Below are 26,232 nucleotides of genomic sequence, written 5' to 3'. Positions count from 1 at the left end.
GCTTAGCGCAGCCGCTCCGCCGTCTTGGCGCGCAGTTCACGGATACGCGAGGCATTCTTGCCAATGTCCGAAATGCCCACGCGTGAGACCGAGCGGAAGTCGATCTGACCATCGGCGATCCGTACCGCGACATCATCCTTGAAGCCGAACCAGAAGGTTTCGAACGTGCCATATACGCCGTTCTCGACCGTATCCGTTTCGATCGCGCCCATCGCCTGCATCGCGCCGAGTACGGCCTGAATGGCTTGCTCTGTGCTGTTGTCGCCCAATGGCAGCGGCTCAAGATCGCCGTAACTGTCCGCATTGATCTCAGCGAGCGACTTCTCGCCCAATTCGCCGAACCGTTCGCCCTGATACATCTCGCTCTGATTGAGCGGCGCAGCATAATCGAGCAACGGGTTCGCGCCGAAATTCTCGCGCCGCTGCATCCATCCTTCAGAGAAGGCCGGAGGATTGCCAGGCGCCGTCGTCACGTCGTGGATCGCCGGGATATCGGCATTCTTGCTTTGCAGGTTCAGCACAGCGCCGACGATGACGGCGGGCACAGCCAGCGCGATGAGCGCCTTGCCCCAGCCATTGCGGGGCGGCTTCACCAGGCAGACGATCAGCGAAATGAGCGCGATCAGAGCGACACTGCCAATCACGAACGGCCCCCATTGGAACAGCATCTTCCCGAGGCCGAACTGCCAGCCCCAGATGCCGAACTTGGTGCCAAGCGCGGCCGCCATCAAGTAGAGCGGCAGCAGGAGAGCAAGGATCAGCGCAAGGCGCGCGTGCCAGGGAGTTTCTGTCTTTGTCATGGCGTACAGCTATGCCGAGCTATTCGCCAAAGTCAAAGCCGTTCATGCGATTGCCGCCTTCAGCCTAGCTCAATCGCCCGTTCCTGCAGCGATTGTTCGAATAATTGCCGTTACCGATTTTCCAGCCTAGGACAGAGCTTTGTTTCAAGCCCGTGGGCGCGCATGAGAGCGCGCTGGAAAGATCTTATCATGAGCGAATATCCAGACCTTTACCTGCTGATTGGCGGCGAGAAACTGAGCGGCGGAGGGCGCGAGGCCGAGGATGTGCTCAATCCCATGACAGGCGAAGCCATTGCCAGCCTGCCTCACGCCAGTGCGGACGATCTCGATGCGGCGCTTGAGAACGCCCAGAAAGGCTTTGCGGAATGGCGGCTGGCGCCTGCGGACAAGCGCGAGAGCGTGCTGCGCGAAGCTGCGAAACTGCTGCGCGAGCGGGCAGGCGACATCGCGTCGATCCTCACCCGCGAACAGGGCAAGCCTGTGGCCGAAGCCCAAGGCGAAGTAATATATTCCGCCATGCTGTTCGAATTTTACGCGGGCGAATGCAAACGCACCTATGGCCGCACGCTAGTGCGCCCGGCCGGCCAGCGCAGCGAAGTGCGCTATGATCCGGTCGGCCCGGTTGCGGCTTTTGCGCCGTGGAACTTCCCGGCCCTCAATGTCGCTCGCAAAGTGGGCGGCCCGATTGCGGCGGGCTGCTCCGTGATCGTCAAGCCTTCGGAAGAGACACCTGCGGCTGGGATTGCGGTGGCGCAAGCGCTGCTCGATGCGGGGCTTCCGCCAGATGTGTGTCAGGTCGTGTTCGGCGTGCCGTCCGATGTCAGCGAGCACCTGCTCGGCTCACCGATCATCCGGAAGCTCAGCTTCACCGGATCGACCAAGGTCGGGAAGCATCTTGCGAAACTCGCTGCGGAGGATCTGAAGCGCACCACCATGGAACTTGGTGGGCACGCGCCGATCCTGGTGTTTGCCGATAGCGATATCGACCGCGCGCTCGATACGATGGTTCCCAACGCCTATCGCAATGCCGGACAGGTGTGCGTCAGCCCAACCCGGTTCCTCGTCGAAGAGCCGGTGTTCGAGCGCTTCCGCGACGGGTTTGTCGAACGAGTCGAGAAGATGGTCGTGGGCGATCCCACGGACAGCGCGACCACCATGGGTCCGATGGCCAATGCGCGCGGGCCCGATCAGATGGAGCGCATGATCGGCGATGCGAAGGAGGCTGGCGCACATTGCCTCACCGGCGGCGAGCGGATCGGCAACCAGGGCTTCTTCTACAAGCCCACCGTTCTCGCTGAAGTGCCGGAAGCCGCTGAAATCATGCAGGAAGAACCGTTCGGTCCGGTCGCGATCGTCAATCGCTATGCGGGCGAAGCGGAGATGATCGCAGAGGCGAACCGCTTGCCTTACGGGCTTGCGGCCTATGCCTGGACCAAGGATGCAGCGCGGCGCCAGCGGCTCGCGCGCGATGTGGAAGCGGGCATGCTCGGCATCAACCATGGCTCGGTCAGCGCGGCGGACGCGCCGTTCGGCGGGGTCAAATGGTCAGGCTACGGGCACGAGGATGGTGCGGAAGGCGTGATGGCCTGCATGGTCGCAAAGACCGTGCACGAGACGCTATGAGGCTTTGCATTCAGTCCTTCGGCGCGTCGATCTGGTTGTCCGGATAGGCGCGCTGGAATTCGGGCAGAGCAAGGCAGGCCTGCTCGATCCGTTCGATATGCGGGTAGTGCGACAGGTCAAGCGTAAACCGCCGGGCATTGTAGGCTTGCGGCAGCAGCACGACTTCGAACAGGCCCGGTTCATTGAACAGGAAATCGCCGGTACCGTGCTGCGCGAGGCGCTCCTCTACCGGGCCGAATGTGCGCGCGAGCCAGTGGCGATACCATGCCTCGATCTGGTCCTGCGTCGCGGCGAATTCTGCCTTGAGGTACTTGAGCACCTGCAAATTGTTAGGCGCGTGGGTCTCAGTCGCGATGGCATAGGTGAGCTCACGCGCGGTGTAGCGATCCTCGATCGAGGACGGCAGAAGCGGTCTTTTCGGATAGGCTTCTTCAAGCCATTCGAGCTGCGCCATTGACTGCGCACGATCGCGCCCGTCCGCCTCCAGCATCGGCACGCTGCCGAAGGGGTTGCGGCTGGTGAAGCCTTCGCTCTTCTGCTCGGATGTGAGCAGGTTCACCGGCACATACTCGTAGTCGATGCCCTTCAGTTCCAGCGCGATGCGCAGGCGATAGGTGGTCGAACTGCGATAGTAGCCAAAGAGGCGCATCAGAAAGCCGCGAGGCCCGTTATGCCGCGGCCCAGGATCAGCGCGTGAACATCGTGCGTGCCTTCATAGGTATTGACCGTCTCAAGGTTCACCATGTGGCGGATCACCTGGTATTCCTCGGAGATGCCATTGCCGCCATGCATGTCGCGCGCGGCCCGCGCGATATCGAGCGCCTTGCCGACATTGTTGCGCTTGACCACGCTGATCATGTCAGGGGCGAAGCGGCCTTCGTCCATCAAGCGGCCTACACGAAGCGAGCCTTGCAGACCCAATGCGATATCGGTGAGCATATCCGCGAGCTTCTTCTGGAACAGCTGGGTTCCGGCAAGCGGGCGGCCGAACTGCTTGCGGTCGAGGCCATACTGGCGCGCGGCGTGCATACAGAATTCTGCTGCGCCCATGGCGCCCCAGCTGATGCCATAACGCGCGCGGTTGAGGCAGCCGAACGGCCCCTTGAGGCCCTGGACATCGGGCAGCAATGCGTCCGCGCCCACTTTTACATCGTCCATCACGATCATGCCGGTGGTCGAGGCGCGCAGCGAAATCTTGCCTTCGATCTTGGGCGCGGAAAGACCCTTCATGCCTTTTTCAAGCACGAAGCCGCGAATCCCGCCGCCATGCGCTTCGGACTTCGCCCAGACGACGAAGACGTCCGCGAAGGGAGCGTTCGAAATCCAGGTCTTGGAGCCATTGAGGACATAGCCGTCGCCGTCCTTCCGGGCGACCGTCTTCATGCCGCCCGGATCAGAGCCTGCGTCAGGCTCGGTCAGGCCAAAGCAACCGATCAGCTCGCCTGAGGCGAGACCGGGCAGGTATTTGCGGCGCTGTTCTTCCGAACCGTAGGCATGGATCGGATACATTACGAGGCTCGACTGGACCGAAGCCATCGAGCGGTAGCCGCTGTCGACGCGTTCGATCTCGCGCGCGATCAGGCCGTAGGCGACATAGCTTGCTCCTGCGCCGCCATATTCCTCTGGAATGGTCGCACCCAGCAGGCCGGCCTGTCCGAACAGCGGGAACATTTCCGGTGCGTCAACTTCGTCACGGAAAGCGTCTATCACGCGCGGCTGCAGCTCGCTTTGCGCAAAGCCATGCGCCGCGTCGCGGATCATCCGCTCGTCTTCGGTAAGCTGGGTCTCGAGATCGAACGGATCTTCCCAGTTGAATGGCACCATTTCGGCCATTGGTTACTCCTGAAACTGCTTTTGCTGCCCTCTTGCAGCAAGCGCGCCGCCCGGCAAGGATTAAAGCGTCAACTCCGAGACGGGAATATTCCGGTAAGCGCTATGCAGTGGATCACGCCAGGACTGCTGATCTTCGGCAAAGCGAATGTTGTCCGGCCGTCCCCGCCATAGCGTGTTCCGATGAGCGAGAAGAGTGCCGTGTTGGAACTTATCTCAAGCAGTCTGCCATCCGTTTCAGCCCATCCGCGAGGGCAGAAATTATAAGGAAACTTGGCAATCTCACCGATAAACGGGTCAATGGAAGCAGCTGCGGGAGCAGCTACAACACCACTGCTCAGAGCAATTGCTGCACACAGCGCAGTAAGTCTGGATTTCGTGCGACCGGTCTTCATCTGGGATGCCCTCCATCTTGTGCCTGCTTACATGCGCAGCCTAAGCTCGCATGATCAATCATGGAAGGGCGCAGAAGGCCGGTTTCATTGAGTTTCCAGAGCCTCGTTTACGGCACCTAGCACCTCTGCGGGAGGGCATGGCTTCGCTAACGCGAGCGCGTGCGGGAACCGGCTCGCGATTTCTTCGTGGGAATGGTTGCCGCTATGGAAGATAATCGGGACGTCCTCATCCGCCATTCTTTGAGCAAGCGGGTAAACCACACCGTCGCCAAGTCTGATGTCAAGAATGGCGAGGTCTGGTTTCTGCTTCTGGAACGCAAGCATAGCAGAAGAGATATCCCGGTGCGGACCCTCTACTATGAAACCAGCTTCCTCGACAGTTTCGATGAGGTCAAACGCAACAATGGCTTCGTCCTCCGCGACAAGAATCCTTGGTTGAACCATCCTGAACCCCCCAAACGTTCTGTTGTTATGCAACAAGAACGCGAGCACTGCCGAAAATGTTCCTCGCGACTTGATCCGAGGCCGATGGTTCAGGTGTTTCCGAACCGTTCAGAGAAGGCGGATTCGTCGCCCGAAGCCAGCAATTTGGCTTGTTCAACCCAGGAATCGCGCCGGATTCGCCCTTCGAACCGACCGAGGCCCGCATCAATCCGGTCAATATCCGAATCCGACCAACTTGCGATCTGGGCATAGCGTGTGATGCCCTGTTCGTTGAGCATGGCAGCGATCTTGGGGCCGAGGCCCTTGATCCGCGTAAGCTCATCGCCCTCTCGAACCGAAGCTGCTGCTGCAGCCTGAGAAGTAGGCGTTGGAGTCGATGGTGCGATCGCGGGACCCGCCTCTGCATCCGTCTGTGCGCTGACATGTGCGACCTTCTGGCTATTTGCTGCGGATGAGAGTTCGCCGGCCGCCGGAGCCGAATTGATCAAGGCTTCGTTTCGCGCGGCGCGCGCCGCGCCTTCATCGAGCACATCCTTGGGCGCATTCGGATCGCGCTTGATCGCGGTCTTGCGATTGGCTGCGAAGGCAAACCAGGCAACCGCCAGTCCGATTACGAATGCAATCAGAAGATAGGGCCAATACATGGCGAGCAATTCAGGCATGGGTGTCTCTAACCTTCTTTCGATAAACGCCGGCGCGCGCGCCGAGGAAATCTTGTCGGTGCAGGCATTAGCAGCCAACCGGTCACAAGCCCAATCCCATAGCTCGCGAGGCACAACACCATGACTTCTGCCCAGACTGCCATCTCAGCGCGGCCCCGGCGTATCGATCGGGGTGGGCTCGATGGGCACGGTTGCAACCACTTCAAATTCGATCCGGCGATTGGCAGGATCGGCGGGTGACAAACCTTCCAGCGGTGCGCTCGACCCAAGTCCTTCGACACGCAGCCCTTCGGACGGGATGCCGCGCGCGATCAACGCGCGCTCGACCGCTCTGGCGCGCGCCTGTGACAAGACGAGATTGACCTCTTTGTCGCCAACCGAATCGGTGTGACCGGTTATCGAGATAATGCTGCCCAGGCACGGGCGCAGCGCAGCTGCGACTTCATCAATCAACGTCCCGTTTGCCGGGTCGAGCGTGCTTGAAGCTTCGTCAAACCGGATAGTTCTGGCGGCCAGCAACGCCTCGACATCGTCTTGGCAATGGAGGGGTGATAGCGGTTGCTCGGACGCTTGAGCCAGCATCGAGCCGTCGGCCCATCTTACCCCGCCAACACCCGGAATGCTGGCAACTGCCTTGGCCACGGCATCGCGCGTCGCTTCGTCATACGGCTCGCCGCCGGATAGAAGGGGATGGCGCGTGGGAAAGCCGAACCGGTCGGCAAATTCCGCGGTGATCCCAGATCCGCCCTGAGCTGCAATGGCGGCGCGCGCCTTGTCTGCGAGCTCCTCGACGAAGATATCGTCGCTGTGAGCCGCCCCAGCCATTCCCAGGCTCAGGCTTGCAAGTGCTCCGGCAATCATCAGGATGGAGGGACGCACGACCATGCAAGCAGCCTTAGCGAGGACTGGCCATTGCTGGAAGTGGGTTGTCGCCTCGCGTCAACGCCGATCGCTACTCAGTATCGCCGCCACCCATGTTCTTGCGGAACAGCACGCGGTCTTCCGGGCCGAAGCCGCGATGCCATATGACATAGCCATAGGTCAGCAGGATTGCCGGGATCCCGAAGATGAGCTCCGCCCACTCAGGCAATAGTGTCGCCAGATAACCAACCACCACGGCGGGAGCAGTCGCGTAAACAAGCGCCCAGCGCCAATTGCCGACAGGAGCCTTGAGGATGCGGCTCAAAAGCCAGGCCTTGATGATGCTCGCCATTCCAAGCGCAAGCATCAGGGCCATGGCCGCGGCGGCGGCCTTGAACGGCTCGCCAAAACCAAGCTGCTTCACCAGCATGATGAGGCCGATTGTCAGCCCCGCCTGCACGACGATAGTGCCGATCGAAATCGCCAGGTTGCGTTTGCGGGCGGTATAGACCAGCGCGCTTTCCGCGACGACTGCTGTTGCTGCGACCACTTCCGCCATGAGCAGAAATGCCAGTGCACCGGTCCCCCCGACAAGGTCCGGCCCGCCAAGCCCCATCACAGCTTCGCCAGGAATGGCGAGGGCGAGTGCAATACCTGCTTGCACCGCGATGATCCAGAACCCTACCTGCCGTACCTGCGCGGCGATCGCTGCAAGATTGCCAAGCTTGAGGTTCTTCGTGATGACCGGTCCAAGGATCGGCTCGAAACTGGTTTTCAGTTTTTGCGGCAGGCTCGCGATTTGCTGCGCGAAGTAATAAATCCCGACCGCTTCGGAGACGGCGAAGAAGCCGAGGATGAAAATGTCGAGCCGGCGCGTTCCCCACTCAACCGCGTCAGCCACCAGCAGCGGGAAAGCGCGGGTCGTAATTTTGGCCATGCGAAATGGGTGGGGGTGCCAATCTTTAGGCAAGCCGTACGTTCGCAGGAACGGCCATGCCGCGGCGAGAAGCCCTGCAAAGATCGAGCAGATGTAAGCGAGCGCAAGACCGGATTCGCGGGTCTCTGGCAGATAGAAAAACACGCCTGCCATGATCGAAATGGTCCACGGCTCGACAATGGCGCGGGCCCGCACAGTGGTCGCAATATCATAGCGATAGGCTTGCGCTGCGAGCAGGATTTCCGTCATCGCATATCCGGGTATCGCAATGATCAGCCAGGTATCGTTGGGCCCGTTCATGCCGTTGGGGAACATCGGCGCGGGGAAGAACCACAGGATCAATCCGGCGATCCCTGAAAAGATCAGCGCGAGCAGCAGTCCATCATAAGCAAGGTTGGTCTGACTGCCTTCACCTTCCGTCAGCCGCTGCGCGAGGCCGCGTTTTTCCCCGAGCGAACACATCAACGCGAGCAGTTCGATTACGACCAGTGCGGATGCGAACCGGCCCATTTCCTCGACGCCGTAAAGGCGCGCGGCAATGAACAGGAAGGGGATGCGCGCAAGCAGCCGGAGCAGGAAACCCAGTACATTGGTACGTCCGCCCTTCGCAAGCGCGGCCATGTCGCCATCGCTGTTGTGCGGTTGCGGCGTTTCTCCCTGTGATGCTGTGTTCACCCCTCGTCGCTCCGCTCGGCGCGCAATGGGCGGGACAGCAATTCAGCCACGACTTCGTGTGCGCTTGCGCCTTGGAGGATCGCATTGACCGCTTCGACGATCGGCATCGCGATACCGAGCTCCAGCGCCAGTTCCCATAGGACGGGGGCAGTGTGTGCGCCCTCGGCCACGGTGCGGCGATCCGTCATGAGCGCTTCAGCCGACTGCCCTTCGCCCAGCGCCTTGCCAAGCGAGAAATTGCGGCTCGATGTGGAAGAGCACGTCAACACCAGATCGCCGAGTCCGCACAGTCCAGCGAGCGTCTCCGATTGAGCGCCCATGCGTTCGCCAAAGCGCAGCATTTCTGCATAACCACGTGCAATCAGCGCTGCGCGCGCATTCTGGCCAAGCTGCAAACCGTCGACGACTCCGCAAGCAATGGCGAGCACGTTCTTGATCGCGCCGCCAATCTCTGCGCCGATGACGTCATCCGAATAATAAGGGCGAAAAGCGGGCCGTGCGATCTGGCCCGATATCCTGTCCCATTGGGCTCGGCCGCCACCACAGGCGAGCGTGACTGCAGTGGGCAGTCCGGCGGCCACTTCGTGCGCAAAGGTCGGGCCGGAAAGAACCGCGATCTCTGAGCCGGGCGATGCTTCGCGCGCGACATCGTTCATCAACCTTCCTGTGCCTGCTTCGATGCCTTTGCTGCAAAGAACGAGATCTCTTGGCGGCGCGCCCAGCTGGCTGACTATGCTTCCCAGGTGTTGGGCAGGGGTGACGACGAGTACGGTCTCGATCCCTGCCAGCTGGCTGAGTTCACCGGTTGCGCTGATGCATGGCGAGAGCGTCGCGGATGGGAGGTAAAGACTGTTGGTGTGCTGGGTGTTGATCTCTTCGACGAGCTCCGCCTCGAGCGCCCAGAGCAACACCTGCGTGCCGTCGCTGGCGAGCATTTGCGCAAGCGCCGTGCCCCAGGCCCCTGCTCCGAGAACGCCGATCGTCATGCCTTCACTCCTGCCCCGCGCGCCGGTTCTGCCTCGGGGTCGAGGGGCCAGCGCGGTCTCGCCGCGAAGTCCAGCGGATCATTCTGCCCGAGTGCCAGACGCTCGCAGCCCGCCCATGCGATCATTGCCGCGTTGTCGGTGCAAAGCTTCAAGGGCGGCGCGCTGAAGCGCATATTGTGGGTGTCTGCCAGATGCTCAAGCGCAGCGCGGATGGTCTGGTTGGCGGCGACACCACCCGCAACGACCAGCGTCTCGACCGGATCGCTTGCGCCGATCGCCTGCACAAGCCGGTCCGTCAGGCATTCAACCGCAGCTTGCTGGAAACTTGCAGCGATGTCCGCGTCAGCAAAGTCCCCGCTTTCCTTGGCGCGCAGCACTGCGCTCTTGAGGCCGGCGAAGGAGAAATGCGGGTCGCTTGAACCTTTGAGGGGGCGGGGTAATGGTACCGCGTTTGGATTGCCGCTTTTGGCCAGCGATTCCACTGCCGGACCGCCGGGGTATCCAAGGCCCAGTATCTTCGCGGTCTTGTCGAAAGCCTCGCCCAGCGCATCGTCAATGGTGGTCGCAAGTCGCCGATAGTCGCCGACGCCATTGACGCGCAGGATCTGGCAATGGCCGCCTGAGACCAGCAACAATAGGTATGGAAACTCCAGTCCCGGATCGGCGAGCCTCGGGCTCAGCGCATGTCCTTCGAGATGGTTGATCGCCATGAGCGGTGTATCGGACGCCATTGCCAGAGCCTTCGCGCTGACCAGGCCCACCATCACGCCGCCGATCAATCCTGGACCAGCGGTTGCAGCGATCGCATCGCAATCAGTGAGGGCGACACCTGCATCCTGCAACACAGCTTCGAGCATCGGAGCAAGCCGTTCCGCATGTGCGCGCGCCGCGATTTCCGGCACAACTCCACCAAAAGGGGCGTGCTCCTCAATTTGGGATGCAATCCGCTCAGCCCAAATGCGCCGGTCCGTATCGACCAGTGCCACTGCCGTTTCGTCGCAGCTTGATTCGATCCCCAGCACAAGCGCCATCGCGCTTCCCCTAAGCTGCTTGGCGGGCTAGGGCAAACACAGTCATGAGTGAAAAACAGGCATGAGTGAAAAACAGGCATCTTCCCCGATCCTCCGGCTTGGGACACGAGAATCCCCGCTGGCCATGGCTCAGGCCGTGGAAACGCGCGAGCGGCTGTGCAGGGCGCATGGCTGGGCGCCCGATCAGGTGGAACTGGTTACGGTCAAGGCGAGCGGAGACAAGATCCTCGATCGGCCGCTCGCCGATATCGGTGGGAAAGCGCTGTGGACCAAGGAACTCGACCAATGGCTGGGAGAGGGCCATGTGGATGCTTGCGTCCATTCGATGAAAGATGTCGAGACAATCCGGCCTGAGGCATTCGTGATCGGTGCGATCCTGCCAAGAGCTGACCGGCGTGATGTGCTGGTGGGCGCAGACAGCATCGCCGCCATCCCTCACGGTGCGCGTGTAGGGACGAGCGCGCCGCGCAGGGCGGCGCAATTGCTCAACCACAGGCCTGACTGCGAGGTCGTGGGGATCAGAGGCAATGTCGCGACGCGGCTCGCTAAGCTGGAAGCGGGGGAGGCCGATGTGACTTTCCTTGCAGCGGCTGGCCTCGCGCGGCTTGGACAGGCAGACGTGGGAACGCCGCTCGACTGCGACAATTGGGTGCCCGCCGCTGCGCAAGGCGCGATTGGAATCGAATGCCGGGCCGATGATGAGCGAGTAAGGGAACTGCTCGCCGCAATCGATGATAAGGCAAGCCACGCAGAAGTGCTGGCTGACCGCGCATTGCTCGCGGCGCTCGGCGGAAATTGCCACAGCTCGGTCGCCGTCGACAGCCGGTGCGAGGGAACCGCTATCCGTATGCGCGCGGTGGTGTTCAGCCCTGACGGACGAGAGCGTGTTGAGGGCGAGACTGCGTTTACCGCGCATGATGAAAATGGTCCGCGCGAGCTTGCGCGAGACCTGCTGAGCCGCTCGAGCGAGGCAATTCGGAAGCATTTCAGCCAGCCCGCATGAGCCAGCTGCCGGTCCTTGCGATCCGGCCAGAGCCGGGGCTGAGTGCCACGCTTGAAGCAGGTCGCGCGGCTGGCCTTCGGATTGCAGGCTTCCCCCTGTTTGAGGTCATGCCGGTCTGCTGGGAGCCACCTGACCCTGCAACTCTCGGTGCGCTTTTGGTCGGCAGCGCCAATGTGTTCCGGCATGGTGGAGAAGCGCTGAAGACTTTCAGGGAACTGCCCGTTCTTGCAGTTGGCGAGACCACTGCTTGGGCCGCGCGTGATGCCGGATTTTTCGTGGAAGCGGTTGGGACAGGCGGGCTGCAATCCTTGATCGACAAGCATGGCACGGCAGCCGCACACTGGCTCCGCCTAGCCGGTGAAGAGCACGTACCGCTTGACTTGCCAACCCATCTCAAGCTCACGACGCGTGTGATATATAGAGTTGAACCAGTTGATATTTCGTCGGAAAGACGAGTATTGCTTGAATCGAATGTGGTTGTTCTTTTGCATTCTGCGGCTGCGGGTAGGCACTTCGCGCAATGCTGCGAGAAGCAGGGCATCGATCGTTCGCGGATCACGCTGGCAGCGCTCGGTCCGCGCATCCTGAGTGACGTTGGCGAGGGGTGGAAGTCGGTGCATTCGGCGGCATCGCCAAGCGAAGGGGCCTTGTTGGCCTTGGCTAAGCGCCTAAGCATGTCTATCTGAATGCAAACGCATTCCCGAGAAATGCGCAAAACTGGTTGCGGAAACGGATTTTAATGGAACCGAAATACGGCACACGCCGAAAGACAGGATCAGGCTCAGCCATTCTTGTAACTGCGCTTGGCTCGTTCGCGTTGGGTGCGGCTCTGGTCGGTTATTTTCTGTGGGACAGCACTCCGGAAGAGACGACTGAGCTAGCTTCGCCTGCGGCAGAAGCGACTGCGGTCGAAGACGCGACCTCGCAAGAAGCGCAAGCTCCTGTACCGTCGCCCACGGCCACTTCGAGCGAAGCAGCCGAAGCGGCGCAGGCGGTTGAGCGCGTGGCGGAGCAGCAGGGCGGCCTCGACCAGCGGCTGGCAGCGGCGGAGCAGCGCCTGGCAAGGCTCGATCTTCAAGCGCAGGCCGCGGCAGGCAATGCCGCGCGCGCGGAAGGTCTCTTGATTGCCTTTGCCGCACGGCGCGCGCTGGAGCGGGGACGCGAACTCACCTTTATCGAGGATCAACTGCGCCTGCGCTTCAGCGATGGCTGGCCCCATGCAGTGCGAACCGTGATTTCGTTTTCCCGCAATCCGGTGACGCAAGACGAATTGCTGGCGCGCCTCGAAGGGCTCGGTCCGCAAATCATCGAACGGGACGGAATCAGTTCCTGGGCGGATATCAAGCGAGAAATCGGCGACCTGTTCGTCATTCGACGTGAGGACACGCCGTCTCCGCAGCCGGAAAAGCGGTTAGAGCGGGCCCGGCAGTTTCTAGAAACAGGGCGGACCGACGCTGCGATTGCGGAAGTCCGTGCGATGCCGGGCGCTGAAATGGCAGAGAACTGGATTGCCGATGCGCAGCGCTATCACGATGCGATGGAAGCGCTTGATCTGCTGGAAACGGCAGCCGCGGTTGAACCGTGGCGACTGCGGGACGGTGCAGGCAACCGGATAGAGCAGCCGAGCCCTGTCGCTGGCCCAACCGCAAACTGATTTCAGCCGTACTTCAGGCGCGCAGCAGCTCCGGCAGATCGCCTGAGACCCCGCGTGCTTCGTCCATGAAGAATTTCTTCAGGATGGGTGCGCGCTGAACGCCTGCCATGCCGATCCGCCTGATGCTGGACGCGGCGGCACCTGGAAGTCCGAACAAACGAGTGAGGCCATCGGTCGCGAGGGCAACCATAAAGCTGTCGAGCCCGCGCCAATCCTCGTAACGCTTGAGCAGTTGGGCATCGCCCGGTTCCATTCCGATCATACGGCCCTCGTCGAGCACTTCGACCAGTGCACCGACGTCGCGCAGACCGAGATTGAGGCCCTGGCCTGCAATCGGATGAATCCCATGCGCGGCATCGCCAATCAGCGCGAGCCGATCGCCGGTGATCTTGGCGGTGTGATGGAAGCCGAGCGGATAGGAACTGCGCGGCCCGACTGAGAGAAGCTCCCCGAAAATGCCGTCCATGCGCTTGTCCGTTTCAGCCAGGAATGCGCGGTCGGACAGCTTCAGAACTCCGGCTGCATCCTTCTCGTCCACCGTCCATACCAGCGCGCTGCGATGCGTGCCGTCAGAATCGTCAAGCATGGGAAGCAAGGCAAATGGACCTGCGGGATAGAAGATCTCCCAAGCGACATTTTCGTGGGCGCGCTCATGCGTGATACCGGCAATGATCGCGCGGTGGCTGTAATCCCACTTCGCGATCGAAATGCCCGCTTCTTCTCGCGTTGGGGAGCCACGCCCTTCCGCTGCAATCATCAGCGAGCCTTCGAGCGTTTGCCCATCGGCAAGCGTGAGAGATACCCCATGCTCGCCGCGATGTCGTGCCGCGACTTCGGCGCGGGAATGCCATTGGATCAGCGGCTCGCCTTCTGCTGCCTCGAACAGCGCAAGGCGCAAGCGGCGGTTTGCGAACATGCGCCCGAGCGAGCCTTCATGCGGTTCCGGCTGAAAGTCGATCCGGCCGGGCTTGTTCTGATCCGTCACCGCAATCGAGGAAATCGGACAGGCGAAACTTTCGAGCGCTTCTGCAATCCCGATGTTCTTGAACAGGTTCCAACTCGCCGTGGAAATGGCTGAGGCGCGGCCGTCAAAGCCCTCTGCAGTCAATTCTGCCGGGTCAGCCCGGTCGATCACGTGGCTGGACATGCCCTTGCGAGCTGCTGCGAGAGCAAGCGTCATGCCGACGAGGCCCCCTCCGATTATCACCAGGTCTGCTTTTTCTGCCACGCGTGAAGTCACCGTTTGCTGATTGATTGCGAATGGAAAGTCATATCCCTAGAGGTTGGAGCGTGATTCAGGCAAGTTTGTTCCATAGGCTCGCGGCCATTGTGCTGGTGCTGCTCGCGCTGGTCGCAGCACCGCAGCTGCGGGCGCAGGACATTCCGGACGCTCCGCGATATGGGGATGACCGGATCGCAGCCGAGCTTCTTGCCGATGGCGTGCCGGTTGCTGGCACCCAATGGATGCTCGCTTTGCATTTTGTCCCGAGCGGACCTGAATGGCATGGATACTGGTCCAATCCGGGCGATGCCGGGCAAGGCATGACCTTGCAGCTTAACCTGCCTGAGGGCTGGAGTATGGGCGAACCGCTGTACCCCGTGCCGCAGCGGCTGGTGCAACAAGCGGGCGACATCCGCTTGATGAACCACATCTACAAGGGGGCATACACCGTCCTCGTGCCCATTGCGGTGCCGGAAGATGCTCCAGTCTTTGCAGTAGCCCCGCAAATCGCAGGCTTTGCTGAATATCTGGCCTGCACGGACATTATCTGTGTCCCGCAGGATGCTGCATTGCAGACCGATCCGCGCAGTTCCGCGAGCGGTGACTTCGCGCGCTGGCGCGCTGAGGTTGCGCCGCTGCTGGATGCGAAGGCACGGTTCGCGCTGACCCCGGAAACGCTGCGGCTTGCGGTACCCTTGCCAGAAAGTGTCGGGCTGGCCGATCCGCACCTGTTCGTCGCTGAGGATCGGCTGGTTTCCTATGCCGAGCCGCAGAGGTTTTATCGCGATGGCGACAGGCTGGTCATCGAGATCCCGCTCCGCGATGGGGAACGCGACTTGCCGGAGCGCGTCACCGGTATCCTCGCATTTGGCGAAAGTGCGGGCGTGCGCTTCGAAGCGTTTGCGGGTGACGTGCCGATCAGCGGCGAGTTGATTTCCGCACCAGTTGGTGTCGCTACGCCTCCGCTGTGGACATTGCTTCTGGCTGCGCTGGCGGGCGGGCTGATCCTCAATATCATGCCCTGCGTTTTCCCGATCCTTGCGATCAAGGCGCTGAGCCTCGCCAAGGCTGGGACGAGTGAATTGCAGGCACGGCGCGACGGCACGGCGTATACGCTCGGGGTCGTCCTTGCCTGTGTCGCGCTCGGCGGCCTCATGCTCGCTTTGCGAGCCGCGGGTGAGCAGGTGGGCTGGGCGTTTCAGCTGCAATCGCCCGGCGTAGTCGTCGGATTGCTGGTGCTCGCCACGGTCATCACCTTGAATTTCGCCGGGAGCTTTGAACTGCCTTCGCTGAGCTTTACACGCAGCGGCGAGCCGGCAAGCGCGTTCAGCACCGGGCTGCTCGCGGCCTTCGTCGCCACGCCGTGCACTGGTCCGTTCATGGCCGCTGCACTGGGCGCTGCCTTGCTGTTGCCACCGCTTCCAGCCTTGCTGCTGTTCGCTATGTTGGGACTGGGGCTGGCTCTGCCGTTTCTTGTGCTTGGCTGGGTCCCCACGCTGAGAGACAAGCTGCCCAGGCCCGGCCCATGGATGGAGACATTCCGCAAGGCGATGGCGATCCCGATGGGCCTGACAGCGCTCGCTCTCGTGTGGCTGACGTCGCGGTTGGGGGGTCAAGGCTTCGCTCTGGTTGCGCTTGTGCTGCTGTTCGGGATTGTCGCTGCCGTGTTGGTGGTCGGCCGCTTGCAGCGCGCAGGCAAGATGGCGTGGCCTGCGTTTGGCCTGATCGCAGCGCCGTTTCTCATTTTCGGCGCTTTTGCTCTGCCGTCTTCGCTGGAAAATCGGGTCGATCGACCACTGCAATCAATCCTAGACGCTCAAGCTTTTTCAGCCAGCGCGCTGGCCGAAGCGCGGGCATCAGGCAGACCGGTCTTTGTCTGGTTCACCGCGGACTGGTGCATCACTTGCAAGGTCAATGAGCAAGTCGCGATCGAGCGCGAAGCGACGAAAGCTGCGTTTGAAGAGGCTGGCGTGGTAGCCATGGTCGGCGACTGGACGCTGCGCGACGAAGAAATCACGCGGTTCCTGACGCAGCAAGGCGTTGCAGGCGTTCCGCTGTATTTGTGGTACGAACCGGGCAAGGATGCGGAGCAGCTGCCGCAGGTCCTCACGCCGGACATGCTTATTGAGCGGGCGCGGCGGGATCGGCTTCAGCCAACTCGGAAGTAGCGCGGCATTGCTCGATCAGCGCGCCGGGAAGCGGGCTTGGATTAAATCGAACCATGCCCGCGCCGGGAATAGTCGCGGTCACCGCGCGAGCGCCGCTGAAGGCTTCCATACGTTCGTCCTGCGGGTCAGCAACTCCCTCCCAGCGCAGTCCGTTATCACTTTCTGTCGCATCGACTGGAATCCGGGCGACATGGCCATTGCCGATCACAGCGAGAAGAGCCTGCGCGCCTTCATCTGCGGGGGCGAAACGGGTGAGACGGAGCACCGGTTCTCCGCTTGCCGTCTCACATGCCAGGGCGAACAGGGGCGTTTGATTAGGCTTGCCATAAATCAACCGGTCTGCCGTCGCGCTCTGAGACCAGATAGCCCCCTCGATGTCGGGAGAATCAAGGGGTTTGGATGGGCCGGGCGCAAGTTGAGCGCGTTCCTCGTGTCCTCCTAGCCCGTCGGTTGCTGGCGGTTTGCAGGCGCCGAGCACAAGGACGGTCAGGATGGCAAGCGGTCGCACTGGCATCGTCCTTAGCGGTTACGGATAAAGGCGCGCACGTCGGCTGAGAGTGCCGCGCGATCCTCATCGCGCACATACATCATATGCCCCGCATCGTAATATTTGAAGGTGAGCCGCTCCTGCGGAATGCCGACACGTTTCAAGGAATACTCCGCGCCAAAAAACGGTGTTGCAAAATCATACCAGCCCTGCGCGTTGAACACGCGCAGCTGGGAGTTTTGCCGCATCGCCTGCCCGATGAAAGGCGCGACGTTGAGATAGAACGCGTTGTTCCAGCCTTCGCCGAGCGACCAGTCCCACTTCTGCCCGACCATCCCGATCGATTGGTACTCGCGGCTCGTCTCAAACCCCAGGCTCTCGCGCGCCCAGCTGTTGATTGCAGCGGTGTAGCCTGCATCGATCCCGTAGAAGCTCGGGTCGCTATCAGGCGTTTCTCCGGCATTGTCATAATCCTTACCGGTATAGCGCGCGTCGAGCCTGCCAATGGTGAGCCCGCGATCGCGCAGCAACTCCTTGTAAAAACGCGGTAGCGATATGCGCAGTTCGGCGTTGTCGAGATAGGTCTCGGATAGTCCGGTCAAGCGAGCGAGTTCTGCCCGCACCGCAGTGCGCTCTGCGTCCGGCAAATCCTGCCCTTTAAGCAGAGCGGCGGCATAAGGCCCGATCGCAAACTGGCGTGCTTCCTCTGCAATCGCTTCGACAGAGGGTGCCTGCGCCTTGCCATGAAACCACGCGGCGGTGGCCATGTTCGGCAGATTGGCGACGAACGACATCTCGTTGCCAGGGGTACTGTCTCCAAACCCGAAATCGAGAATGGTCGAGATCAGGATCAAGCCATTGAGGCCGACGTCGTTGAACGTTTCTCCTTCTAGCTCGCGCACCACCATTGCTGTGCGCGTGGTGCCATAGCTTTCCCCGCCAAGGTATTTGGGGCTGTTCCAGCGGCCATTATCGTTGATCCAGCGGCGGATCACCTGTGCGACCGCTTTCGCATCAGCTTGAAGCCCGTAATACTTCTTGGGATCAGTGCCTTGCGTCAGATAGCTGAAACCGGTTCCGGGCGGATCGATGAACACAAGGTCTGCCACGTCCAGCAAGCTGTCCGGATTGTCGAGCAGGGGGTAGGGCGGCGCGCCATCATCGCGCGCGTCCGATGGAATGGCGACGCGTTTCGGCCCGAATGCACCCATCTGCAGCCAGACAGAGCCTGAACCCGGCCCGCCATTATACATGAAGAAGACCGGGCGAGAGGTGTCGCGCGGGCTTTTCACATAGCTTGTCGTGACAATGACGGCTTCCTGCTTGCCCTTCTCGTCGGTCAGGATCGTCTCGCCAATGGTCGCGGTGTAGTTGACGCGTGTGCCGCCAAATGTGCCGGACAGTTCGCGCGTCTTGACTTGCGGGGTGATTGTTTCAGCTGAGGCCTGCGGTGTGTCCTTGTGATTATCCGCAAGCGCAGGCGTGGTGAGCGTGACGGTGGCAAGCGCAGCGGCGCAGAGGAAGTGCTTCATGGTTGAGCGCTATGCCAAGCCTTGGCTCTCCTAGCAATGCGGCGAAGCTGGTCTTACCGCATCTTCCGTTGCGTTTTACCATAGCGCATTTTGCGCGTTCCCGGGCGTCCCTCGGTAGATTTGCCTTTGACCGGAGCGAATTTCTGTTCGTCGCTGAGGCCCAGCTCGTCATTCTCAAGCCGGCGGATTTCATCGCGCAGGCGCCCGGCTTCCTCAAACTCCAGATCAGCAGCGGCGTCGCGCATACGCTTTTCCAGATCTTCGATGTAGGCGCGCAGGTTGTGGCCGACCAGATTGTTGCGCTCATCATCGCCGGTGCTGACGGTAACGCTGTCCTGATTGCTTGCATGGGCCACGATATCCGCGATCTGGCGCTTGATCGTCTGCGGCGTGATGCCGTGTTCTTCGTTGTATTCGCGCTGTTTTTCGCGGCGACGCTCGGTCTCCGCCATCGCGCGTTCCATGGAGCCTGTTACACGGTCGGCATAGAGAATGACCTTGCCATCGACATTGCGCGCCGCGCGGCCGATGGTCTGGATCAGCGAAGTCTCGCTGCGCAGGAATCCTTCCTTGTCCGCATCCAGAATGCAGACAAGCCCGCATTCGGGAATGTCGAGCCCTTCGCGCAGCAGGTTGATGCCGACCAGCACGTCGTAGACGCCGAGCCTGAGGTCGCGGATCAGCTCGATGCGTTCCAGCGTCTCGACGTCGGAATGCATGTACCGCACCCGTACGCCCGCCTCGTGCATGAATTCCGTCAGGTCTTCCGCCATGCGCTTGGTCAGCGTGGTGACGAGCGTGCGGTAGCCTTTCTTCGCGGTCGCAAGACATTCCTGGATGCAGTCCTGCACCTGATCTTCGACCGGGCGGATTTCCACCGGCGGATCGATCAGCCCGGTGGGGCGAATGACCTGCTCTGCAAACACACCGCCGGTCTGCTCCAGCTCCCACCCGCCGGGCGTAGCAGAGACGCACACGGTCTGCGGGCGCATCGCGTCCCATTCGTTGAAGCGCAGCGGACGATTGTCGATGCAGCTCGGCAGGCGGAAGCCGTATTCAGCCAGAGTGATCTTGCGGCGATGGTCGCCCTTGGACATCGCGCCGATTTGCGGCACGGTCTGGTGGCTTTCATCGACGAACAGCAGCGCGTTTTCCGGGAGATACTCGAACAGCGTCGGCGGCGGCTCCCCCGGCAGACGTCCGGTAAGGAAGCGCGAATAGTTCTCGATCCCGGCGCAAGAGCCGGTCGCCGCAATCATTTCCAGGTCGAAATTGGTGCGCTGTTCCAGCCGCTGATGCTCCAGCAATTTGCCTTCGGCTTCAAGCTCCTTCAGCCGCTCCTGCAGCTCAAACTTGATGGCCTCGGTCGCCTGCTTCATCGTCGGCCCAGGCGTGACGTAGTGCGAATTCGCATAGACGCGCACTGTGCCGAGCGAAGCACCTTTCTTTCCCGTCAGCGGATCGAACTCGCTGATCTCCTCGATCTCGTCCCCGAAGAAGCTGATCCGCCATGCGGTGTCTTCATAGTGGCTGGGGAAGATCTCCAGATTATCGCCGCGCACCCGGAAACAGCCGCGGGCAAAGGCAGTGTCGTTGCGCTTGTACTGGAGCGCCACGAGCTTGCGGATCAGCTCACGCTGATCGACTGTCTCGTCTTTCTTGATGTCGAAGATCATCGCCGAATAGGTCTCGACCGAGCCGATACCGTAAAGGCAGGAGACCGAAGCAACGATGATCACGTCATCGCGTTCAAGCAGCGCGCGCGTGGCAGAGTGGCGCATCCGGTCGATCGCTTCGTTCACGCTCGATTCTTTCTCGATATAGGTATCGGAGCGCGGGACGTACGCTTCGGGCTGGTAATAGTCGTAATAGCTGACGAAATACTCAACCGCATTGTTCGGGAAGAAGCTCTTGAATTCACCGTAAAGCTGCGCGGCGAGGATCTTGTTCGGCGCAAGGATCAGGGCAGGGCGCTGAAGTTCCTCAATCACCTTGGCCATGGTGAAGGTCTTGCCGGAACCCGTCACCCCGAGCAGGGTCTGAGTTTGCTCGCCTTCCCGTGCAGCGGCAACCAACTCGGCAATGGCCGTCGGCTGATCGCCGGCTGGCTGATAATCGGATACAATCTCAAAACGCCTGCCGCCATCAGACTTTTCAGGCCGTTCAGGCTTGTGAGGAACGAACTCGCCGCTTGTATCAGGCTCGTCCAGCCCGCGTCTGATCACCAATTCCGCCATGTGCGAACATATGGTGGACAAATTCGCTAAAGTGAAGTGGTGGTTGTGAACAGGGCGAGAGCAAGCTAGCCTTTTTCCAGAACCAGCCGGTCGCAACAGGCTCACTCAGATTAAATAAGGAATTCCAGGATGAAGCGTTTTGCAGCACTCGCTCTTGCGACAGGCCTCCTTGCCGCTTGCGGTAGCGACAACGGCACAGCAGATGCCGACGGAGACGGTGTCATTTCGGCGGACGAAATGCGCGACGAGATGGCGGACGGATCCAATGGGAAAATGCGCCCCGGACAGTGGGAGCAGACCATGACCATCACCGAATTTGACGTCCCGGGGATGCCAGAGGAGATGAAGGGCATGATGAGCGGCCAACTCGGGCAGACCATCACCATGTCGCACTGCCTGACCGAAGATGAGGCAGCCAAAACCGATGCAGATTTCTTTGCTGGCGAAGGTCAGGAAAATTGCGAATTTCAGGAGTTCGATCGCTCTGGCAATCGCATGACCTTGCGGATGACGTGTTCAACCCCTGAGGGCGGCACAGCGAAAATTGCGATGGACGGCGAGTTCAGTGAAGACAGCTATTCGCTCACGATGGACAATCAGGTGACCGGCATTTCGGGAATGCCAGGCGGCGAGATGAAGATGAAGGGGCAGATGTCAGCTAAGCGGATCGGAGACTGCGCTGGCTGACGTACCGGTCAGTGTCGGAGAGCGGCTGAGGCTTGCGGCGCAGCGCGTCGAAGGGCCAAAACCCTCTCGCCCAGCACTCGGGCGGCTGTTGCGCGAAGGCAGCTATCCCTTGTCTCCGATAACGCGCCGCATCCGCCGTGCACCGCAGATTGAGCCTGCACGAAGCCCGCTCAATATCCTGCTCTTGCCTGGATTTCTCGCGAGCCCGGTCACAATGGCCTATCTGGGGCAGCAATTGGCGCGTGCCGGGCACAGCGTCTCGCACTGGTCATTAGGCTTCAATCTGGGTGCGACGCCGGAGCGGATTGAGGCAGCGGAGCAACAGCTAAGCCAGCTGCGCGAAAGTCGGCAGCAGCCGGTGACATTGATCGGGTGGAGCCTTGGCGGGTTGTTCGCCCGCGAGCTTGCCAAGCGCGGCCCAGAGCATGTCGACAAGGTCATTACGCTTGGCTCGCCATTTTCCGGCGATCCGCGCGCGAACAATGCATGGAGGCTGTATCAGTTCGTGGCGGGGCATCGGGTCGATCAGCCACCCATTGAAACGGTTGTGAATGAAAAGCCACCGGTTGAAACCATCGCATTCTGGAGCCCGCGCGACGGCGTGGTCGCTCCGCGCAGCGCGTGCGGAAAGCCGGGTGAACGCGATCGCGCGGTAGCGGTTCGCTGCACCCATATGGGTTTTTCATACTCCGCCGATGCGATCGAGGCGCTTTTGCGGGAACTTCTGCGTGAATGATCACTTGAGTTTAGCAAGGCACACAGTACACAAAAGACGATCTGGATTGCCGTCCTTGCAATCGCGCGGTCAAAATCAAATGGGAACTGATGAGCGGCTCAGACAGCCAGTTTAACGAGATGTTTGATAGCAATGGTTCGGTGCGCCCGGCTTATCGCGACTATTGCAAATGGTTTGATGAGCAGGATCCGAAATGGCTAGCGCGCAAGGACGCTGAGTGTGACGACAGTTTTCGCCGCACCGGGATTACTTTCAATGTCTACGGCGAGGATGAGGCGGAAGAGCGGCTTATCCCCTTTGACATGGTGCCGCGGATCATCAGCGCAGGCGAGTGGCGGCGCCTTACCCGCGGGATCGAGCAGCGCGTCAGTGCGCTGAATTCGTTCCTCTACGATCTCTATCACCGGCAGGAGATTGTGCGTGCAGGGCGTTTGCCCGAACGGCTGCTGCGCAACAACGATGCCTGGTTGCCCAATATGGTCGGGTTTACTCCTCCTGGCGGGATCTACACCCATATCGTCGGTATCGACCTGGTCCGCACGGGCCCGAACGAGTTCTTCGTGTTGGAGGATAACGCGCGCACGCCCTCGGGCGTGTCCTACATGCTGGAAAACCGCGAAACGATGATGAACATGTTCCCTGAACTGTTCCAGCGCGTAGCGGTTGAAACGGTTTCCAACTATCCGCGTCGTCTCGCCCGCAGTCTTGCCGCGTGCGCGCCTCCTGCCTTTGATGGCAGCAAGGGGACCAAGCCAACCGTGGCGGTGCTCACGCCAGGCATCTACAATTCGGCCTATTTCGAGCATGCCTTCCTGGCTGACCAGATGGGCGCGGAACTCGTCGAAGGAAGTGATCTTCGCGTGGTCGACGGCCGGGTGCAGATGCGCACGACGAGCGGCTATAGCCCTGTCGATGTGCTCTATCGCCGGGTCGATGACGAATTTCTTGATCCTTTGACGTTCAATCCGCACAGCGTGCTGGGGATACCGGGCATCATGGACGTCTATCGTGCTGGCGGAATAACGATCGCCAACGCTCCTGGAACGGGGGTATCCGACGACAAGGCGATTTATTCGTTCATGCCGGAAATCGTCGAATTCTACACCGGCGAAAAGCCCTTGCTTCCCAATGTCGAGACCTGGCGCTGCGCTGACAAGGATAGCCTCAAATACGTGCTCGACAATCTTGCCGAACTCGTAGTCAAGGAAGTCCACGGTTCCGGCGGCTACGGAATGCTGATCGGTCCAACCTCTTCCAAGAAAGAGATTGCGGCTTTCCGCGAAAAGCTGGAGGCTCGGCCCGAAAACTACATCGCGCAACCGACCCTATCGCTCTCAACCTCACCGATCTTCACAAAGAAGGGGCTTGCGCCCCGTCATCTTGATTTGCGACCCTTCGTGCTGGTCTCGCCTGAAGGGATCGAGATTACGCCCGGCGGCCTGACGCGTGTTGCGTTGAAGAAAGGTTCACTGGTGGTCAATTCCTCGCAAGGCGGCGGTACAAAAGACACCTGGGTGCTGAAGGAATGAGCGGATTTCCTCCTGATATCTGGGCAATTTCATCATGATGCTGGGCCGGACAGCAAACGGGATGTTCTGGATGTTCCGCTATCTTGAGCGGGCAGAGAACATGGCGCGCCTGCTGGATGCAGGGTTGCGCATCGCCCTGACCCGCGATCTTGAAACAGCGGAGTCGGAATGGCGGTCGGTTATCAGCACATCCGGGCAACGTGCCGCCTACGAAGCGACCCATGACGGTTACACTGGAGTGCAGGTGTGGAATTTTCTTCTCCGTGACAAAGAGAACACCGCCAGCGTTAGAGAAATGCTCGGACTCGTACGCACCAATGCGCGCGCGGCGAGAAATGCAATCTCCGGCGAGGTTTGGGAAGCGGTCAATGAGGGCTGGATGCAGATCGATGCGAAGCTTTCGCGCCCAGTTAGCCCGAGCCAGATCAGCGAGGTTGTGCGCAAGATCAGGCGTGTAGGAACCCTCGTCCATGGCGCCGTTACGAACACGATGCTTCGCAATGAGGGGTATCACTTCGCGCGCGCTGGTACGTTCATCGAGCGCGGCGACAGCACCGCGCGCATTCTCGACATGAAATACTATCTTCTTCTGCCATCGCTCAACTATGTTGGCTCAAGCCTTGATAGCGGGCAGTGGGAGCAGGTCCTCCGATCAGTTTCGGGAGATCGGGCTTTCAGTTGGCTTCACGCCGGACAGATCGACGCTCGTGGGATCGTGAAGTTCCTGGTGCTGGATGATCTCTTTCCGCGCAGCCTTGCGTTTTGTCATTCCGCCTTGCGACGGCACCTGGCCGGACTGGCGCGCCTGCATGGACGCGAAGGAGAATCCAATATCCTCATGCGCGAAGCCGATACGCTGCTGGCAGACCTCACGTCAGAAATGATCTTCGATCAGGGACTGCACGAGTTTCTGACGGATTTCATGGCTCGCAATGCTGCCATCGGCCGTGCGATTGCCGAAGACTATCGTTTCCTTTCGTGAGCAGGACTGATTGATGCGCCTCTCGATTCGCCATACGACCCGGTACCAGTTTGCAGAGCCTGTCGCCCACGCCTTGCAGCGTCTGCGGTTAACCCCAAAGGCGACTCAGGGGCAGGAAATCCGAGAGTGGTCGATGGAGTTCGCGAATGCCCATGTCGAGCTGGAATATGACGACCAGCACTTCAACCATACGACCCTCGTCGCGGTTGAAGCCGGTTCGAGCGAGGTAGTGGTGACGTGCAGCGGCGTGGTGGATACCCAGGATAATGCCGGCGTAATCGGACGGCATTCGGGGCACTTGCCCTTGTGGACCTTCCTCAGCCAGACCCGTCTCACCAGGCCAGGTCCTCAGATGCGGGCGATGATGCGCGGCCTGCCAAATCCGGACGATGGGCCACTGGATTTCCTCCACGCACTCTCGACCCATGTTCGCGATCACGTGGCTTATACCAAAGGCACGACTGGTCCGAACACGACGGCAGAGGAGGCGGTCGAAGCGGGAACGGGCGTGTGTCAGGACCATGCCCATATCTTCATCGGCGCAGCGCGGGCGAACGATATTCCAGCGCGCTATGTCAGTGGCTATCTGATGATGAACGACCGGATTGACCAGGAAGCGACCCACGCCTGGGCAGAGGCTCATGTCGAAGGTCTCGGCTGGGTCGGGTTCGACATCTCCAATGGCATCAGCCCCGATCCGCGTTACGTACGGGTTGCAACCGGCTGCGATTACCGCGATGCAGCGCCGCTGACCGGCATCAGCTTCGGAGGCGTGGAAGAGCTCCTCTCGGTTGACATCGCGGTCGAACAACAACAGGTGGAACAGTAAGCCAATGACCTATTGCGTGGGAATGGTGCTCGATCGCGGGCTCGTCCTGATGAGCGATACGCGAACCAATTCGGGCGTCGATAATATCTCTGTATTCGGCAAGATGTTTCACTGGTCTGTTCCCGGCGAGCGGATCATCACGGTCATGACTGCAGGCAATCTTGCCACTACCCAATCGGTAGTCAGCCAGCTTGAAGAACGCACCAAAGCGCCCGACGAACGCGACATCACCTTGCTTGAAGCGCCCACCATGTTTCAGGTCGCGACCGAGATTGGCCGTTTGCTCCGGAGCACGATCGCCAGCCAGCAGGACGCGAATGGCAATGGCGGAAAGGGCCGCTTTACCGCCTCCATCATCGTCGCGGGCCAGATCGCCGGGATGGAGCCACGCCTGTTCATGATCTACCCCGAAGGCAACTTCATCGAAGCTGGCTCAGACACGCCGTTCTTCCAGATTGGCGAGACAAAGTATGGCCGCCCGATCATCTTGCGTGGCTATGATCGTGAAATGGGATTTGAGGACGCAGTCAAGCTGCTGATGGTGAGCTTTGACTCGACGCTCAAGGCGAATCTGTCAGTCGGAATGCCGCTGGACCTGATGGTTATCGCGCGAGACGATTTCGCACCGACTCATCAGCGCCGTATTCAGCCTGATGACGCGTATTTCAGCGCGATCTCTGCGGGCTGGGGAGATGCGCTCAAGCAGGCTTTTCATGCACTGCCGAGCTATGACTTCGACACGCCTTGAGCCCCTGAGAATAATACTTAGGCACTTTTGCTTGCGGGTTGTTGCCTAATTTAACTCGATTTCGGTTGTAAAATTTCGACATTTACAGATGGGCGCCCAGAGCCTGGTGCGCGTTATCTCGAAAACCGATCGAACATCACATGAATGACTGCGGAGCGTCGGTCATAGCCGCTC

Annotated in this window: 25 protein-coding genes; 11 read left to right on the top strand and 14 right to left on the bottom strand. The window is 60.6% G+C overall.

Annotation, left to right across the window (positions count from 1 at the left end):
- Positions 1-2 precede the first annotated feature (2 nt).
- Positions 3-800, bottom strand: a complete 798-nt coding sequence (locus ACG9DO_RS13010) for a DUF1499 domain-containing protein (protein ID WP_394728586.1) — start codon at positions 798-800, stop codon at positions 3-5.
- Positions 801-989: 189 nt separating this feature from the next.
- On the opposite strand from ACG9DO_RS13010, the gene ACG9DO_RS13005 reads away from it, so the two are divergent.
- The gene (locus tag ACG9DO_RS13005; protein ID WP_394728584.1) at positions 990-2,423 is read left to right on the top strand and encodes an NAD-dependent succinate-semialdehyde dehydrogenase; all 1,434 of its coding nucleotides are present in this window, start codon (positions 990-992) and stop codon (positions 2,421-2,423) included.
- Positions 2,424-2,433: 10 nt separating this feature from the next.
- Here ACG9DO_RS13005 and maiA read toward each other — a convergent pair whose 3' ends face one another.
- From maiA to tsaD, 9 genes are all read right to left on the bottom strand, one after another.
- Positions 2,434-3,072, bottom strand: a complete 639-nt coding sequence (maiA, locus tag ACG9DO_RS13000; protein ID WP_394728582.1) for a maleylacetoacetate isomerase — start codon at positions 3,070-3,072, stop codon at positions 2,434-2,436.
- The gene (locus tag ACG9DO_RS12995) at positions 3,072-4,247 is read right to left on the bottom strand and encodes an acyl-CoA dehydrogenase (protein WP_394731276.1); all 1,176 of its coding nucleotides are present in this window, start codon (positions 4,245-4,247) and stop codon (positions 3,072-3,074) included. Before ACG9DO_RS12995 ends, maiA begins: the two co-directional genes overlap by 1 nt.
- A 77-nt stretch (positions 4,248-4,324) precedes the next feature.
- Positions 4,325-4,648: a phage tail protein gene (locus ACG9DO_RS12990; RefSeq protein ID WP_394728580.1), complete on the bottom strand. Its 324-nt coding sequence runs from the start codon at positions 4,646-4,648 to the stop codon at positions 4,325-4,327.
- An 84-nt stretch (positions 4,649-4,732) separates the two neighbouring features.
- Positions 4,733-5,092 carry a response regulator gene (locus ACG9DO_RS12985; protein ID WP_394728578.1) on the bottom strand — a complete coding sequence of 120 codons (360 nt, stop codon included), beginning with the start codon at positions 5,090-5,092 and terminating at the stop codon, positions 4,733-4,735.
- Between the two features lie 89 nt (positions 5,093-5,181).
- Positions 5,182-5,754, bottom strand: a complete 573-nt coding sequence (locus ACG9DO_RS12980) for a hypothetical protein (RefSeq protein ID WP_394728576.1) — start codon at positions 5,752-5,754, stop codon at positions 5,182-5,184.
- A 144-nt stretch (positions 5,755-5,898) separates the two neighbouring features.
- Positions 5,899-6,639, bottom strand: coding sequence for an OmpA family protein (locus tag ACG9DO_RS12975; protein ID WP_394728574.1), 741 nt, complete (start codon positions 6,637-6,639; stop codon positions 5,899-5,901).
- Positions 6,640-6,706: 67 nt separating this feature from the next.
- Complete coding sequence (locus ACG9DO_RS12970; protein WP_394731275.1) at positions 6,707-8,173, bottom strand: lipopolysaccharide biosynthesis protein; 1,467 nt, start codon at positions 8,171-8,173, stop codon at positions 6,707-6,709.
- A 50-nt stretch (positions 8,174-8,223) separates the two neighbouring features.
- The gene (locus ACG9DO_RS12965; protein ID WP_394728572.1) at positions 8,224-9,213 is read right to left on the bottom strand and encodes an NAD(P)H-dependent glycerol-3-phosphate dehydrogenase; all 990 of its coding nucleotides are present in this window, start codon (positions 9,211-9,213) and stop codon (positions 8,224-8,226) included.
- Entirely contained in the window at positions 9,210-10,244 is a 1,035-nt protein-coding gene (gene tsaD, locus ACG9DO_RS12960) for a tRNA (adenosine(37)-N6)-threonylcarbamoyltransferase complex transferase subunit TsaD (RefSeq protein ID WP_394728570.1), read from the bottom strand. Before tsaD ends, ACG9DO_RS12965 begins: the two co-directional genes overlap by 4 nt.
- A gap of 61 nt (positions 10,245-10,305) precedes the next feature.
- Between tsaD and hemC the strand changes: the two genes are divergently transcribed.
- The 3 genes from hemC to ACG9DO_RS12945 are packed head-to-tail and all read left to right on the top strand — an operon-like array spanning position 10,306 to position 12,901.
- Positions 10,306-11,247: a hydroxymethylbilane synthase gene (gene hemC / locus ACG9DO_RS12955; RefSeq protein ID WP_394728568.1), complete on the top strand. Its 942-nt coding sequence runs from the start codon at positions 10,306-10,308 to the stop codon at positions 11,245-11,247.
- A complete protein-coding gene (locus tag ACG9DO_RS12950; RefSeq protein WP_394728566.1) occupies positions 11,244-11,933 on the top strand; it encodes a uroporphyrinogen-III synthase in 690 nt (229 codons plus the stop codon). Before hemC ends, ACG9DO_RS12950 begins: the two co-directional genes overlap by 4 nt.
- A 53-nt stretch (positions 11,934-11,986) precedes the next feature.
- The gene (locus ACG9DO_RS12945; RefSeq protein WP_394728564.1) at positions 11,987-12,901 is read left to right on the top strand and encodes a hypothetical protein; all 915 of its coding nucleotides are present in this window, start codon (positions 11,987-11,989) and stop codon (positions 12,899-12,901) included.
- Between the two features lie 13 nt (positions 12,902-12,914).
- On the opposite strand, the gene ACG9DO_RS12940 is transcribed toward ACG9DO_RS12945, so the two are convergent.
- Positions 12,915-14,129, bottom strand: a complete 1,215-nt coding sequence (locus ACG9DO_RS12940) for a UbiH/UbiF/VisC/COQ6 family ubiquinone biosynthesis hydroxylase (RefSeq protein ID WP_394728562.1) — start codon at positions 14,127-14,129, stop codon at positions 12,915-12,917.
- A 62-nt stretch (positions 14,130-14,191) separates the two neighbouring features.
- Here ACG9DO_RS12940 and ACG9DO_RS12935 point away from each other — a divergent pair, with 62 nt between their 5' ends.
- Positions 14,192-16,291, top strand: a complete 2,100-nt coding sequence (locus tag ACG9DO_RS12935) for a protein-disulfide reductase DsbD family protein (protein ID WP_394728560.1) — start codon at positions 14,192-14,194, stop codon at positions 16,289-16,291.
- Here ACG9DO_RS12935 and ACG9DO_RS12930 read toward each other — a convergent pair.
- Genes ACG9DO_RS12930 through uvrB form a run of 3 tightly spaced genes read right to left on the bottom strand, consistent with a single transcriptional unit; the run spans position 16,245 to position 20,547 of the window.
- Positions 16,245-16,799, bottom strand: a complete 555-nt coding sequence (locus ACG9DO_RS12930; RefSeq protein ID WP_394728558.1) for a hypothetical protein — start codon at positions 16,797-16,799, stop codon at positions 16,245-16,247. The two genes, ACG9DO_RS12935 and ACG9DO_RS12930, sit on opposite strands and share 47 nt — an antisense overlap.
- A gap of 11 nt (positions 16,800-16,810) precedes the next feature.
- The gene (locus tag ACG9DO_RS12925) at positions 16,811-18,310 is read right to left on the bottom strand and encodes a S10 family peptidase (RefSeq protein ID WP_394728556.1); all 1,500 of its coding nucleotides are present in this window, start codon (positions 18,308-18,310) and stop codon (positions 16,811-16,813) included.
- 53 nt (positions 18,311-18,363) lie between these two features.
- Positions 18,364-20,547 (bottom strand): excinuclease ABC subunit UvrB, encoded by a 2,184-nt coding sequence (gene uvrB / locus ACG9DO_RS12920; protein ID WP_394728554.1) that lies wholly within the window; start codon positions 20,545-20,547, stop codon positions 18,364-18,366.
- A 129-nt stretch (positions 20,548-20,676) separates the two neighbouring features.
- Between uvrB and ACG9DO_RS12915 the strand changes: the two genes are divergently transcribed.
- The 6 genes from ACG9DO_RS12915 to ACG9DO_RS12890 all read left to right on the top strand — a co-directional run bounded on the left by ACG9DO_RS12915 (position 20,677) and on the right by ACG9DO_RS12890 (position 26,058).
- Positions 20,677-21,234: a DUF3617 domain-containing protein gene (locus ACG9DO_RS12915; protein WP_394728552.1), complete on the top strand. Its 558-nt coding sequence runs from the start codon at positions 20,677-20,679 to the stop codon at positions 21,232-21,234.
- A gap of 109 nt (positions 21,235-21,343) precedes the next feature.
- Positions 21,344-21,970, top strand: a complete 627-nt coding sequence (locus ACG9DO_RS12910) for a lipase family alpha/beta hydrolase (RefSeq protein WP_394728550.1) — start codon at positions 21,344-21,346, stop codon at positions 21,968-21,970.
- An 89-nt stretch (positions 21,971-22,059) separates the two neighbouring features.
- Positions 22,060-23,499 (top strand): circularly permuted type 2 ATP-grasp protein, encoded by a 1,440-nt coding sequence (locus ACG9DO_RS12905; RefSeq protein ID WP_394728548.1) that lies wholly within the window; start codon positions 22,060-22,062, stop codon positions 23,497-23,499.
- Positions 23,500-23,536: 37 nt separating this feature from the next.
- Complete coding sequence (locus ACG9DO_RS12900) at positions 23,537-24,481, top strand: alpha-E domain-containing protein (protein WP_394731274.1); 945 nt, start codon at positions 23,537-23,539, stop codon at positions 24,479-24,481.
- 13 nt (positions 24,482-24,494) lie between these two features.
- Positions 24,495-25,310: a transglutaminase domain-containing protein gene (locus ACG9DO_RS12895; RefSeq protein ID WP_394728546.1), complete on the top strand. Its 816-nt coding sequence runs from the start codon at positions 24,495-24,497 to the stop codon at positions 25,308-25,310.
- 4 nt (positions 25,311-25,314) lie between these two features.
- Positions 25,315-26,058, top strand: a complete 744-nt coding sequence (locus ACG9DO_RS12890) for a peptidase (RefSeq protein WP_394728544.1) — start codon at positions 25,315-25,317, stop codon at positions 26,056-26,058.
- The last annotated feature ends 174 nt before the right edge of the window (positions 26,059-26,232 follow it).

The sequence above is a fragment of the Altererythrobacter sp. GH1-8 genome (assembly GCF_043702085.1).
In the GTDB taxonomy this organism is placed as follows: domain Bacteria; phylum Pseudomonadota; class Alphaproteobacteria; order Sphingomonadales; family Sphingomonadaceae; genus Erythrobacter.
Note: the sequence above shows the minus strand (reverse complement) of the source record. Positions and strands in the feature narration are given on the sequence as shown.